The following is a 14,341-nucleotide window of genomic DNA, read 5'->3' as shown; positions in this document are numbered from 1 at the left end:
GTCACACTGTTATCAGAAGGGCCTGGACGGCGTTCTTCCCTCGGGGAGAGCGCCGTTGTTTTTTTGCGAAAAACAAACGGCGCAGTAAAATTATTCTGCGTCCGCGCCGGTTCGCACCCCTCTGATGTGGTGCAATGGAAGCTCGCAAGTCCTAGTAAGTTTTACTGAAACAGCTGACCGGTTTGAATCATATGTTAAGCAATCGTCGTTTCCGCCGGCCCCGTCTTGTTGTTCGCGCAGTGCGCAAATTGCGCGCAGGCGCAGCAGCATTAGGCTATCGCCGTACCCGGCACCTGCGTGTCGTGCCGCCGCCCACTCCCGAGCAAACCGAAGCGCATCTGGCCCAGGCCCAGATGGACGCGCCGCCGCCCACCACACCGCCGAAAAGCAAACGCTCGCGCAACGCTTTCCTGCTGGTGCTGCTGGTCGGCCTGTCGTTCGCGGTCTACTGGGGCATACAGGAAACCCGCACCTCCAGCATGCAGGCGCGCATCTTCACCGACCTGGTCGGCAAGATGACCTACAAGATGGAGCCGGGCGCCAGCAAGGCGATCCGCTTCCCGAAAGACAGCCCGTATGACGAGCGGCTCGGCTACGCCGGCCTGCCGGACTACCTGGGCAAGCTGAGCGCGCGCGACTATCAGGTCAGCGCGCAGGTGCGCATCTCGCCCAAGATGGCCGAGCTGGCTGACATGGGCGTGTTCGCCACCTATCGCGAAAAGACCAAGACCGGCCTGACGATCTACGATTGCCGCGCGCAGCAGCTGTTTGCCGCCAGCTATCCGGAGCGCATCTACAACAAGTTCGAACAGGCGCCGATGGCCTTGATTAACAGCCTGCTGTTCATCGAAAACCGCGAGCTGCTCGACACCAAGTACCCGACCCGCAATCCCGCCGTCGAGTGGGACCGGCTGGGCAAGGCGGTGATAGAAAAAAGCGTGACCTCGGTCGCCGGCGGCCACCGCGCGGCGGGCGGCAGCACGCTGGCCACGCAGATCGAAAAATACCGCCACTCGCCGGAAGGCCGCACCGGTTCCATGAAGGACAAGCTGCAGCAGATGGTCTCGGCCAGCCTGCGCTCTTACCAGGACGGGCCCGACACCACCAAGGCGCGCCGCCGCATCGTTATCGATTACCTGAACACGGTGCCGCTGTCGGCCAAGCCCGGCTACGGCGAAGTGAACGGCATCGGCGACGGCATGTGGGTGTGGTACGGCCGCAGCTTCCCGGACTTCAACCGTCTGCTGGGCGGCAATCTCGACAACCCGGATGCGGAAACCGCGCTGACTTTCAAGGAAGCGCTGAGCCTGATGATCGCGCAACGCCGTCCGAGCTATTACCTGGGCGCCGGCGCGGCCGACCTGGAAGTGCTGGCCAACAGCCACCTGCGCATCCTGGCCCAGGACGGTGTGATCACGCCGGCCATGCGCGACGTGGCCTTGCAGCAGAAATTGCATCCGGCCACCGGCAACGGCCTGGAGTCGGCGCCGGCGATGACGTTTGTGTCGCGCAAGGCCTCCAACGCGATCCGCAACCACCTGGCCAACTTGCTGGGCGACAACCGCATGTACAACCTGGACCGACTGGACCTGAGCGTGGTCAGCACGCTGGACGCGCAGGCGCAGACCGCCGTCACCCAAGTGCTGCGCGACCTGCGCGATCCGGAGAAGGCCAAGGCCGCCGGCCTGACCGGCAAGGGCATGCTGGGCAACGGCGATCCTGCCAACGTGGTGTACAGCTTCACCTTGCTGGAGAAGGGCGAGCAGAACAATCTGCTGCGCCTGCAAACGGATAACTTCGACCAGCCGCTGGACATCAACGAAGGCGCCAAGCTGGACCTGGGCTCGACCGCCAAGCTGCGCACGTTGGTGACCTACCTCGACATCGTCGACATGCTGCACAAGAAGTACGGCGGCATGGATGCTGCGGCGCTCGGCAACGTCCGGGTCGATCCGCAGGACAAGCTGTCGCAATGGGCGCTGGACTACTTCAAGGCGCTGCCATTGGAGAAGGGCGGACGCGAACTGACGCCGATGCTGAACGCGGCCATGGAGCGCAAGTATTCCGGCAATCCGGGCGAGGGCTTCTTCACCGGCGGCGGCCTGCACCACTTCGGCAACTTCTCGAAGGAAGACAACGGCAAGATCCTGACCGTGACCGAGGCGCTGCGCCATTCGACCAACCTGGTGTTCGTGCGCCTGATGCGCGACGTCGCCAAGTACTACATGTTCCAGACGCCGGGTTCGTCGGCATCGCTGCTGGCCGATTCGGACGATCCGCGCCGCGCGCAATACCTGGCGCGCTTCGCCGACAAGGAAGGCAAGGAGTTCCTGGCGCGCTTCTACCTGAAGTACAAGGGCAAGCCTGAGTCCGAGCTGGACAAGATCCTGCTGGCGAATATCCGCAGCACGCCGGTGCGGTTGGCGGTGATTCATCGCACCGTCTATCCGACGGCCAGCCTGCAGCAGTTTGCCGCCTTCCTGAAGGACAACCTGCCGTCGCAGAACGAGGTGCCGGAAGATCGCGTGGCCAAGCTGTACGACCAGTATGCGATCGACAAGTGGTCGCTGGCCGATCGCGGCTACCTGGCCAGCGTACATCCGCTGGAGCTGTGGATGGCTGCTTACATGCGCCTGCACAACGGCGCCACGCTGTCGCAGATGACGGCGGCCAGCGAGCAGGAGCGGCAGGAGGTCTACCAGTGGCTGTTCAAGACCCACCACAAGCATGCGCAGGACAAGCGCATCGTCGGCCTGATCGAGGTGGAAGGCTTCATGGAAATCCACAAGCAGTGGAAGAAGATGGGCTATCCGTTCGAATCGCTGGTGCCGTCGTATGCGACCACCCTGGGCGCGTCGGCCGACCGTCCGGCGGCGCTGGCCGAGATGATGGGGATTATCGTCAACGGCGGCGTGCGCAAGAGCAGCCAGCGCATCAGCTCGTTGCACTTCGCCGAGGGCACGCCGTATGAGACGGTGGTCACCAAGGGCAAGCCGACCGCCAACGAGCAGGTGCTGTCGCCGGAGGTGGCGCGCGTGGTGGCCGATGCGATACGCGGCGTGGTGTCGGATGGCACCGCCAAGCGGGCGCGCATGGCTTTCGTCGGTTCGGACGGCAAGGTGATCCCGGTCGGCGGCAAGACCGGCACCGGCGACCAGCGCTTCGACGTGTATGGCGGTGGCGGACGCCTGATCGAGTCGCGCTATGTGAACCGGTCGGCGACGTTTGTGTTCAATATCGGCGAACGCTTCTTCGGTTCGATGACGGCCTACGTGCACGGGCCGGATTCGAAGCACTACGACTTCACCAGCGCATTGCCGGTGCAGCTGCTGGTGGTGCTGGCGCCCAACCTGATGCCGCTGATCGAGCCGCATCCGATCGCCAAGCCGGGGCCGACGCCACCGGTGATCGTCAAGACCGGCGGCAACGCCACGGCGGCGGTGACGCCGCCGCTGCAGGCTTGCGGAGGTTGATCGGTATCGGGCGTGTTTCCCTTGCATAGTTGCTCATTTGTTGGCAATGTATCAGCCCATGAAACCGATACGCCACCACATGTCCAAAATCCTCAAGTTCACGCAGTTCTCCATGCGGGACTTGTTTGTCGCCGCCGCGCCCACCATCGCCCTGATCGCCGGCGTCTGCCTGCTGGCCTACTGGCTGGTGGACCCGGCGCCGCCGCGCACGGTGCGCTTGGCCACCGGCCAGGAAAACAGCGCCTACGCCGAATTCGGTAAGAAATACGCGGCCGCGCTGGCCAAGCACGGCGTCAAGGTGACGCTGGTGCCGTCCGCCGGCTCCGGCGAAAACCTCAAGCGCCTGAAGGCCGGCGAAGTCGATATCGCCTTCGTCCAAAGCGGCTCCACCAACGAGGAAGCGGCCGAACGCGAAGGCCTGACCTCGCTGGGCAGCCTGTTTGTCGAGCCGCTGTGGCTGTTCCTGCGCGAGACCAAGGGCAAGCCGCCCATCACCCAGCTGACCCAGCTGAAGGGCCTGAAGATCAACTACGGCCCCAAAGGCGCCGGCGCCCCGCGCCTGTTCCGCCAGGTGCTGGAGCTGAACGGCATCGAGAAGGGCGAAGTGGAGCGTTTCTCGCTGGCCAACACGCCGGCCACGGTGGAATTGCTGGAAGGCCGCATCGACGGCCTGGTGTTCACCTCCGCCCCGGAAGCGCCGCTGATCCAGATGCTGCTGCAAACGCCGGGCATCAAGCTGTTCGACTTCAACCAGGCGGAAGCTTACGCCCGCAAGTTGCCCTTCTTGAGCCATGTGGTGCTGCCGCAGGGGATCGTCGACCTCGGCCGCAACATCCCGGCCGAGGACTACAACCTGATCGCCCCGACCGCCACGCTGGTGGCGCGCGACGACCTGCATCCGGCGCTGACCGACCTGTTCGTGCAGGCGGCCAGCAGCATCCACAGCGGCGCCGGCTGGTTCTCGCAGCAGGGCCAGTTCCCGTCGGCCAAATACACCGAGATCCCGGTGGACGCCGAAGCGGCCAAGTTCTACAAGAGCGGCCCGCCGCTGCTGCAACGCTACATGACGTTCTGGCTGGCGAATTTCTTCGACCGCATGTGGGTCGTGGTGGTGGCGCTGGGCGCGTTGATACTGCCGCTGTCCAAGGTGGTGCCGCCGCTGTACGTGTGGCGCATCCGTTCGCGCGTGTACCGCTGGTACGGCCAGCTGCGCGCGGTGGAGCAGGCGGTGGAGGAAGCGCCGGAGGAAACCCGCATGCAGGTCTACGAGAGCCAGCTGGTGCGCCTGAACGAGATCGAGGACCTGGTTAACCAGGTGTCGATCCCGCTATCGTTCGCGGACGGCTTGTACGGCTTGCGCAGCCACATCCAGTTCGTGCGCAAGCGTATCCAGTTCCTGATGGGTGAATCGGCGCCCGCCTCGGATGAGGCGGTGGCGGTTTAAGCCCCGGTCCAGGGCAGCTCGGCCTTGCACCAGCCGCTGACGTTCTTGCGGTGGCCGTGCTCGTCCTTGTCGCCTTCGAAGCCTTCCAGGATGTCGTAGCAGTGCTGGTAGCCGTGTTCGGTGGCCAGCTTGGCGGCGCTGCGCGAGCGCACGCCGGAACGGCACAGGAACAAAATCACCTGGTCCTTGCGCGCCACCGAGTTCAGCTGTTCGATGAACTCATGGTTGGCGATCCCGCCCGGATACAAATTCCACTGCACCGCACCATGTTGGGCTTCCGGTATCGCCACCCGGCCTACCCAGTCGCGCTCGGCATGGGTGCGCACATCGACCAGCTTGACCGCATTGTCGGCGCTGATCAGTTCAAAGGCTTCCTGCGGCGTCACGGCGCCGGCATAGGGCCAGTCTTTGCTGCGGCTGCGGGCCAGCGCAAGAATATCGTCTATTTTGCTCATGTCATGTTCCAGAAATAAGTTTGAGTTTATTATAGGCTTCCTGCGCCCGCACCACACGCAGACGCACCAAAGCCGTGCATTTTTCAGGAATCTTCCAAAAATGCACAAAACAGGTGCAATATCTCGAATACGCACTCAGTTGGTGCGGTGTTGCGTTGCCTCAAATAGTGGCACTTTGGCCTGCTCGTGAATTTTAGATTCATTTTCCCAGCAAGTTCAAAGACGCTATCGACATAAGCTGATGAGTTTTAAGCTGGCACGAATACTGCTTACCAAGAGCGCACGAGTCCCACATTCCTTTAGGAGATACGCATGGCAATGACAGCCGCAGAAGTTCTGAAAATGGTCCAGGAAAACGAAGTCAAATTCGTTGATTTCCGTTTCGCCGACACCCGTGGTAAAGAACAGCACGTCACCGTGCCTGTGTCGCACTTCGACATCGACAAGTTCGAATCGGGCCACGCCTTCGACGGTTCCTCGATCGCCGGCTGGAAAGGCATCGAAGCTTCGGACATGATTCTGCTGCCAGATCCAAACACCGCGAACATCGACCCGTTCATGGAAGAGACCACGCTGTTCATGCAGTGCGACGTCATCGAGCCTGCCGACGGCAAGGGTTACGACCGCGATCCACGCTCCATCGCCAAGCGCGCTGAAGCCTACCTGAAATCGTCCGGCATGGGCGACACCGCCTACTTCGGCCCAGAGCCAGAATTCTTCATCTTCGACAGCGTGCGCTGGAAGATCGACATGTCCGGCTGCTTCGTCAAGATCGATTCCGAAGAAGCATCGTGGACCACCGGCGAAAAGCTGGAAGGCGGCAACACCGGCCACCGTCCGACCGTCAAGGGCGGCTACTTCCCAGTGCCACCAGTGGACAGCTTCCAGGACATGCGTTCGGAAATGTGCCTGATCCTGGAATCGCTGGGCATCCCGGTCGAAGTGCACCACCACGAAGTGGCTGGCGCCGGCCAGAACGAAATCGGCACCAAATTCTCGACCCTGGTCGAGCGCGCCGACTGGACCCAGAACCTGAAATACGTGGTCTGGAACGTGGCCCACAGCTATGGCAAGACCGCCACCTTCATGCCTAAGCCTATCGTTGGCGACAACGGTTCCGGCATGCACGTGCACCAGTCGATCTGGAAAGACGGCGTCAACCTGTTCGCCGGCGACGGCTATGCCGGCCTGTCCGACACCGCGCTGTACTACATCGGCGGCATCATCAAGCACGCCAAGGCACTGAACGCGATCACCAACCCAGGCACCAACTCGTACAAGCGTCTGGTTCCAGGCTACGAAGCTCCAGTGAAACTGGCGTACTCGGCCAAGAACCGTTCGGCTTCGATCCGTATTCCACACGTGGCCAATCCTAAGGGCCGCCGTATCGAAACCCGCTTCCCGGATCCACTGGCTAACGTCTACCTGTGCTTCGCAGCGCTGCTGATGGCTGGTCTGGACGGTATCGCCAACAAGATCCACCCAGGCGAAGCAGCATCGAAAGATCTGTACCACCTGCCGCCGGAAGAAGACGCACTGATCCCAACCGTGTGCGCTTCGCTGGAAGAAGCCCTGGACAACCTGAACAAAGACCGCGAGTTCCTGACCCGTGGCGGCGTGTTCAGCGATTCCATGATCGACGCTTACATCGAACTGAAAATGCAGGACGTCCAGCGCATGCGCATGACGACTCACCCTGCCGAGTTCGACATGTACTACTCGCTGTAATTGCAACGCATCGGCAGCGCCGATGCTTGTAGTGAGGCAAAAAACGCGGGGCGAGCAGAGCTTTCCCCGCGTTTTTCTTTGGATGTTGTATATTCGGGATGGATAGTTTCACCCACGGATTTCGAATGACAACTAGCTTTAAACGATGTGTGTTGCTGGCGCTGCTGGGCTGTGGTGCCGCCCAGGCGCAGATCTACAAGTGCGTCACGCCCAACGGCAGCATCGAGTACACCGACATCAACCGCGGCAGCTATTGCAAGTCCATGGACTTGCCGGGCACCGTGATTCCGGCGCCGCCGCGCCGCCAGGGTACGCCTGCGCGCAGCGGCAACGTGCCGGCGCCGGTCAGCACGCCGGGCGACTTTCCGCGCGTCGACAGCGCCGAACAGCGCTCCCGCGACGCCGACCGCCGCGGCATCCTGGAAGAAGAGCTGAAAAACGAGACGCAAAGACTGGCGGAGCTGCGCAAGGAGTTCAACAACGGCGAGCCGGAACGGCGCGGCGACGAGCGCAACTACGCCAAGTACCAGGAGCGGGTGGCCGCCATGCGCGACAACATCGGCCGCTCGGAAAAGAATATCGAAGCCTTGAAACGTGAGATCGCGAATATCCGATGACGAGTTTACTATGAGCCTTACTAGTCTTAACGCCGGCAAGCACCGCCCGCCCGCGCTGGCGGGCCTGGAGCTGCTGGCTTCGGCCGTGGTGCTGCTGGACGCCGAGGGCCAGTTCGTCTACGCCAACGCGGCCGCCGAGAATCTGCTGGAGAGCTCGCTCAAGGCGCTGTCGCGCCAGACGCTGAGCGCGCAGTTTCTCAACCCCGGCGAGCTCGACAACATCTGCACCCAGGCGCGCGAACACAAGTTCTCCGACCTGCGCCAGGACCTGACGCTGGAGCGGGCCGGGCGCGATCCGCTGCATGTGCACAGCATCGTCTCGGCGCTGGACGAGCCCGCCGGCCACATCCTGATCGAGCTGCGCGAGCACCTGCAGCACCTCAAGCTGGACCGCGAGGAGCGCATCCTCGACCAGAGCCAGGTCAACAAGGAGCTGATCCGCAACCTGGCGCACGAGATCAAGAACCCGCTGGGCGGCATCCGCGGCGCCGCGCAGTTGCTGGAGATGGAGCTGCCGGCGCTGCACGCCGGCCAGCTGCGCGAGTACACCCAGGTCATCATCAAGGAAGCGGACCGGCTGCAAACGCTGGTCGACCGCCTGCTGGCGCCGCACCGCCGGCCGCACATCGTCGGCGACGTCAACATCCACGAAGTGCTGGAGCGCGTGCGCAGCCTGATGCTGGCCGAGTTCCCGTCCGGCCTGACGATCTTGCGCGACTACGACGCCTCCATCCCCGAGTTCCGCGGCGACAAGGAGCAACTGATCCAGACCGTGCTCAACATCGCGCACAACGCCGCCCAGGCGCTGGCCAGCCGCATCGACAACGGCGACGCGGAGATCGTTTTCAAGACGCGCGTGGCGCGCCAGGTTACCTTGGCCAAGGTCCGTTACGGGCTGGCATTAGACTTGCATATCATTGACAATGGACCGGGCATCGCACCCCAGATCCGCGACCGGATTTTCTACCCGCTGGTGTCGGGCAGGGAAGGCGGCAGCGGCTTGGGGCTGACCCTAGCGCAAACCTTTGTGCAGCAGCACATGGGTGTGATCGAGTGCGAGAGCCGGCCTGGATATACGGATTTCCGCATCCTGCTGCCGCTGCCATAAGCCCAGGCAGGCAGGGGCGGGCGCCGAGTCCCTTGATTGACGATCCATATTGCGGGATACACACAACACATGAAGCCAATCTGGATAGTAGACGACGACGAATCGATCCGCTGGGTACTGGAAAAAGCATTGGCCCGGGAAAACCTGGCCACCAAGAGTTTTGCCAACGCGCGCGACGCCATCGCCGCGCTGGAGTTCGAGACGCCGCAGGTGCTGGTGTCCGACATCCGCATGCCGGGCGACTCCGGCCTCGACCTGCTGCAACTGGTGAAGTCGCGCTTCCCCGGCCTGCCGGTCATCATCATCACCGCCTTCTCCGACCTGGATTCCGCCGTCGCGGCCTTCCAGGGCGGTGCCTTCGAATACCTGGCCAAGCCCTTCGACATCGACAAGGCCGTCGAGCTGATCCGCCGCGCGCTGGACGAGAGCCTGCGCGAGACCAGCGTCGAATCGGGCCCGTCGGAAACCCCGGAAATTCTCGGCCAGGCGCCGGCGATGCAGGAAGTGTTCCGCGCCATCGGCCGCCTGTCGCAATCGAATGTGACGGTGCTGATCACCGGCGAATCGGGCTCGGGCAAGGAGCTGGTGGCGCGCGCGCTGCACAAGCACAGCCCGCGCGCGCAGCAGCCCTTCATCGCGCTGAACACGGCGGCGATCCCGAAGGATTTGCTGGAGTCCGAACTGTTCGGCCACGAGCGTGGCGCCTTCACCGGTGCGCAGACCACGCGCCGCGGCCGCTTCGAACAGGCCGAGAACGGTACGCTGTTCCTCGATGAAATCGGCGACATGCCGTTTGATTTGCAGACGCGCCTGCTGCGCGTGCTGTCGGATGGCCACTTCTACCGCGTCGGCGGCCACCAGCCGCTGAAGGCCAATGTGCGCGTGATTACCGCGACCCACCAGAACCTTGAACAGCGCGTGCGCGAAGGCTTGTTCCGTGAAGACTTGTATCACCGCCTCAACGTGATCCGCCTGCGCCTGCCCAGTTTGAGGGAGCGGCGCGAGGACATCCCTATTTTGGTGCGCCACTTCCTGGTGCAGAGCGCCAAGCAGCTGGGCGTGGAAGCCAAGCGCATGAGCGACGCCACGCTGCAATTCCTTAGCGGCCTGGATTTGCCGGGCAATGTGCGCCAGCTGGAAAACCTGTGCAACTGGATCACGGTGATGGCGCCGGGCCAGACGGTGGAAGTGAAGGATTTGCCGCTGGAGCTGACGCAGGAGCAGGGCCACGCGCCGGCGCCGGCCGAGAGCTATGCGCCGATCCAACACCACGGCACGGTGATGGCGATGCCGGTGGCCGACAGTGGTGGCGGCAGCGGTGGCGCCCATGCGTCGGCCGGCGCGCCGGATGCGTGGCTGGGCTTGCTGGAAGCGCAGGCCGCCAGCATGCTCAGCGGCGGACAGCAGGAAGTGATGGCGGTGCTGGGCCGGCAGTTCGAGTCGGCGCTGATACGCACCGCGCTCAAGCACACGCACGGCCGCAAGAACGATGCGGCGGTGCGCCTGGGCATAGGCCGCAACACCATCACCCGCAAGATCGCCGAACTGGGCATCGACGGCGCCAAGGACGATTGATCCGGGCGGCGGCGCGCCGGTTTGAGGTAAGCTCTTGGCTGACGAAGCCAGGAGCTTTTTTTTTATGGAAACAGTATGCTGATTAATTGTGTGGCCTATCAGGACGGCCAGAAGCTGGCCGACATTCCGGTCGAGGAGATCAGCGATTACATCGAGAAGCCGGAGACCTTTGTCTGGGTCGCCCTGCGCGACGCCCAGCCGGACGAACTCTCGATCATGCAGCAGGAGTTCGGCCTGCACGAGCTGGCGGTGGAAGATGCGCGGCGCGGCCACCAGCGCCCCAAGATCGAGGAGTACGGCGATTCGCTGTTCGTGGTGGTCAAGACCATCGAGTGCCGCGACAACGATATCGACGTCGGCGAGGTCGACATCTTCGTCGGCGACAACTACGTGCTGTCGGCGCGCGACAGCCATAGCCAGCAGGGCTTCCTCGGCGTGCGCGCGCGGGCGGAGAAGGAGCCGCACATGCTGCGTCTCGGCCCGGCCTTTGTGCTGTATGCGCTGATGGACGCGGTGGTGGACCGCTACTTCCCGGTGCTGGACATGCTGGAAACGGAACTGGAAAAAATCGAGGAGCTGATCTTCAGCCAGGGCAAGCAGCGCGACAACATCCAGCGGCTGTATGAGCTCAAGCGCAAGGTGACCATCGTGCGCCATGTGGTGTCGCCGCTGATGGAGGCGGTGGGGCGCTTGCATGGCGGCCGCGTGCCGGCCATGTGCCAGGATACGCAGGAATACTTCCGCGATGTGCATGACCATTTGCACCGCATCAGTTCCTCGCTCGACACCATCCGCGACACCATCGCCACGGCGATCCAGGTCAACCTGTCGATGGTGGCGATCGAGGAGAGCGAAGTGAACAAGCGGCTGGCGGCGTGGGCGGCGATCTTCGCGATCTGCACCGCGTTTGCCGGCGTGTGGGGGATGAACTTCAAGGTCATGCCGGAGCTGGAATGGAAGTATGGTTATCCATTCGCGCTGTCGGTGATGGTGGGCGTGTGCCTGTACCTGCACCGGCGCTTCAAGAAAGCCGGTTGGCTATAAAAAAAACGCCCGCGAATGCGGGCGTTTTCATTGGAGCTACTGAGATTACTTGAACTTGTAGCCAGCGGTCACGTAGACGAAGCGGCCACGTGGATCGTACTGGTTGATGTCGTAGCCGGACTGGAACTGATTGGTGACTGCGGTACCAATCGGGTCAGGCTGCTTGTCGAACAGGTTCTTCACGCCCAGCGCCAGGGTCAGGTTCTTGATACCCTTGTAGGTCACGTTGGCATCGTAGATGGCTTCCGACGAGATGAACACTTTGTTGTCGTTCAGGTCGTGGCCAACCTGGTAGCCGCTGCGATAGTTCTGGACCAGGGTGGTCGACCATGGACCTTTGCTCCAGGTGGTCGCCAGCTGATGCTTCCAACGCAGGATCACGCCGCCGTTTTGCGCGCCGATCACCGGGTTGCCGGAACCGTCAACGATGGTGCCGACTTTGTGCGACACGTCGCCGCCTGGGCTGGTCTGGTCGAAGGTATCCATGTAGGTACCATTCAGGTTGGCTTCCAGCTTACCGAAGCTGAAGTTGTCCTTCCAGTTGGCCGTCAGGTCCAGGCCCTGCACGTTGGCGTTGCCGGTGTTGGCCAGCGTCGAACGGATGCTGACGATGTCGTTGCCGTTCAGGGTCACCAGGCCTGCGTAGGCTGGGTCGCCGGCGCGGAAGCGCGACACGATCTCTTGTGCCGACGGCGTCGCCAGGATGTCGCGGATGTTGATGTTGAAGAAGTCAACACCGATGCTGGCGCTCGATACCGGCTGCCATACGGCGCCGAACGAGTACTGCTTCGACTTCTCTGGCTTCAGGTTAGGATTGCCGCCCGACAGAGCATTGACTTGCAGACCGGTTTGCTTGGTCGCTGGGTCGTTGAACTGCTCGGAAGTACCCAGGGTCTGTGGCGTCCACAGGTCGACCAGCGACGGTGCGCGGAAGCCGGTGCCGTACGAACCGCGCAGCAGGAAGGTCTTGGTTGGCTGCCAACGGACATTGCCCTTCCAGTTGGCCGAATTGCCGACGTCGTCGTAATGGTCGTCGCGCACCGCCAGGTTGGCTTCCAGCGTCTTCGTCAGCGGAATGCTCAGTTCGCCGAACGCCGAGTTCACGGTACGGTCGCGGTCGATAGGTACGACCGAGCCGCCCAGGCCGGAGATGTCGCCCGACTGGTAAGCCGCGCTAGGATTGGTGGTGTAGTTCTCTTTGCGCGACTGTGCGCCCAGCGCGTATTGCGGGGTGATGCCGGCGATGGTCCAGAAGTCGCCGGTGATCTTGGCGTCGAAGGAGTCGCTGGTCGATTTTGCTGCCAGGAAGTCGCCGGTGAAGGCTGCGCCTTTCAGCTGGTCGGCCAGGGCGCCGGTTTGCACGCCGCCTGCAGCCCATGGATTCCAGTTGCTGGCGTTGATGATCTTGGCGTAGGCCACTTGCGAGAAGTAGCCGGTGGTCACAGCGCTGTTCAGCTTGGACTCGTTGTGGGTCAGCGCCACTTCGTAGTCGACCGCGCCGATGGTGCCCTTGGCGCCAACGACCACACGCGCCTGCTTGGCGGTGTCGACGTTCTGGCGTGGACCGAAGTCGAACACGCGCGAGGTGATCGACAGCGGTTTGCCGATCAGCGAATCGAAGCCCTGGCTGTGCAGGTAAGGCGCAGCGATCGACTGGTACACCGGGTTGCTAGGGAAGAGCAGCAGTGCCGCGTCCACGCCTTGCTTGGCGAACTCGCCGTCGGTCTCGAAGAAGCTGGCGCGCGCCGGCGAAGCCTGGTAGGTCTGGGTGACTTTGCTCTGCGAGTACAGCACGTCGCCGAACAGCTGGTGGTTCTCGTTCAGCTGGTAGGTCAGGTTGCTGGTGAAGTTGAACAGTTCGCGATCAGGCGTCAGGCCGACGTCCGGGCCGCTGTCGTAGTAGCAGTAAGGCGAACCCTTGGCGCCGCCTTGCAGCGTGCCCATCTTGATGGTGCCGCACTTGTCGCCGATGGCCAGCGGATTGCCGTAGCCCGAACCGCCCGAGCTGAAGCCGGCGTCGGTGCCTTTGCCTGGCGTGAACGAACCCTGGATGTTGCCCAGGCCGGTCGCGGTGCCGTTGTAGTAAGGCAGCTTGGTCGAGGTGGCCGCGTAGTCGCGGTCACGGCCGAACAGGGCCTTTTCTTTTTCGTAGGAGCCGGAAACAACCAGGTTCAGCTTGTCGGTGTTGAAGCCGCCGGTGATCGAGGCTTTGCTGTTCTGGCCGCCGCCGCTTTGCGATGGGGAGCCGTAGCCGCCGGTGATTTCGACGCCGTCGGTCTGCTTGGACAGGATGAAGTTGACCACGCCGGCCACTGCATCGCTACCGTACACGCCGGACGCGCCATCCTTCAGCACTTCGACGCGCTCGATGGCGGCCAGCGGGATGACGTTGACGTTGACGGAGGCGCCGTCACTGCCGGCAAACGCTGCCAGGCGGCGGCCGTTGACCAGCACCAGGGTGCGGGTCGAGCCCAGGCCGCGCAGCGAGATCGACGACAGGCCGCCGGTCGAGGTGCCGGCGCCGGTGGCGTTGCTGGTGCCGCCTGCCGAGGAGAAGGCGGAGATCGACTGCAACAGTTCTTCGGTGCTGGTGGCGCCGGTGCGGGCGATGTCAGCCTTGGTGACCACTTGTACCGGCAGCGAGGTTTCAGCGTCGACACGCTTAACCGACGAACCGGTGATTTCCACGCGTTGTATGACAGGGGTATCCTGTGCAAATACTGGCTGGGCCAGCAGGCCTGCACCGATCAGTGCAGCGCTGCCCGAAAACATCAGGCGCAGTGAACGCGAAATTACAGTTTCCATCATCATTGCTTGAACTCCTAGCGAGGTTACGGCTTAGTACTTTGTCATTGAAAATTTCATAATGAATAGTCCATCAATGGATTATCCAAGGC

9 protein-coding genes are annotated in these 14,341 nt (G+C 62.8%); 7 read left to right on the top strand and 2 right to left on the bottom strand.

What is annotated here, in order from left to right; all coding sequences use genetic code 11:
* The first annotated feature begins 353 nt into the window (after window positions 1-353).
* Together D0T21_RS28930 and D0T21_RS28925 are read left to right on the top strand one after the other, a co-directional pair.
* Window positions 354-3,473 carry a transglycosylase domain-containing protein gene (locus tag D0T21_RS28930; protein WP_116993442.1) on the top strand — a complete coding sequence of 1,040 codons (3,120 nt, stop codon included), beginning with the start codon at window positions 354-356 and terminating at the stop codon, window positions 3,471-3,473.
* 79 nt (window positions 3,474-3,552) lie between these two features.
* Entirely contained in the window at window positions 3,553-4,917 is a 1,365-nt protein-coding gene (locus D0T21_RS28925) for a TAXI family TRAP transporter solute-binding subunit (protein WP_116993358.1), read from the top strand.
* On the opposite strand, the gene D0T21_RS28920 is transcribed toward D0T21_RS28925, so the two are convergent.
* Complete coding sequence (locus D0T21_RS28920; RefSeq protein ID WP_116993359.1) at window positions 4,914-5,372, bottom strand: rhodanese-like domain-containing protein; 459 nt, start codon at window positions 5,370-5,372, stop codon at window positions 4,914-4,916. The genes D0T21_RS28925 and D0T21_RS28920 overlap by 4 nt on opposite strands.
* A 312-nt stretch (window positions 5,373-5,684) precedes the next feature.
* On the opposite strand from D0T21_RS28920, the gene glnA reads away from it, so the two are divergent.
* The 5 genes from glnA (at window position 5,685) to corA (ending at window position 11,444) form a co-directional block, all read left to right on the top strand.
* Window positions 5,685-7,100, top strand: coding sequence for a type I glutamate--ammonia ligase (gene glnA, locus D0T21_RS28915; protein ID WP_026335076.1), 1,416 nt, complete (start codon window positions 5,685-5,687; stop codon window positions 7,098-7,100).
* A gap of 125 nt (window positions 7,101-7,225) precedes the next feature.
* Window positions 7,226-7,717 carry a DUF4124 domain-containing protein gene (locus D0T21_RS28910; RefSeq protein WP_116993360.1) on the top strand — a complete coding sequence of 164 codons (492 nt, stop codon included), beginning with the start codon at window positions 7,226-7,228 and terminating at the stop codon, window positions 7,715-7,717.
* Between the two features lie 10 nt (window positions 7,718-7,727).
* On the top strand, window positions 7,728-8,825 hold the full coding sequence (glnL, locus tag D0T21_RS28905) for a nitrogen regulation protein NR(II) (protein ID WP_116993361.1): 1,098 nt from the start codon (window positions 7,728-7,730) through the stop codon (window positions 8,823-8,825).
* A gap of 69 nt (window positions 8,826-8,894) precedes the next feature.
* Window positions 8,895-10,400, top strand: a complete 1,506-nt coding sequence (ntrC, locus tag D0T21_RS28900) for a nitrogen regulation protein NR(I) (protein WP_116993362.1) — start codon at window positions 8,895-8,897, stop codon at window positions 10,398-10,400.
* Between the two features lie 75 nt (window positions 10,401-10,475).
* Window positions 10,476-11,444 carry a magnesium/cobalt transporter CorA gene (gene corA / locus D0T21_RS28895; protein ID WP_116993363.1) on the top strand — a complete coding sequence of 323 codons (969 nt, stop codon included), beginning with the start codon at window positions 10,476-10,478 and terminating at the stop codon, window positions 11,442-11,444.
* Between the two features lie 45 nt (window positions 11,445-11,489).
* Here corA and D0T21_RS28890 read toward each other — a convergent pair whose 3' ends face one another.
* A complete protein-coding gene (locus D0T21_RS28890; RefSeq protein ID WP_116993364.1) occupies window positions 11,490-14,255 on the bottom strand; it encodes a TonB-dependent receptor in 2,766 nt (921 codons plus the stop codon).
* Window positions 14,256-14,341 lie beyond the last annotated feature (86 nt).

Origin of the sequence: Duganella sp. BJB476 (assembly GCF_003416895.1) — a bacterium.
Classification (GTDB): Bacteria; Pseudomonadota; Gammaproteobacteria; order Burkholderiales; family Burkholderiaceae_D; genus Rugamonas.
Note: the sequence above shows the minus strand (reverse complement) of the source record. Positions and strands in the feature narration are given on the sequence as shown.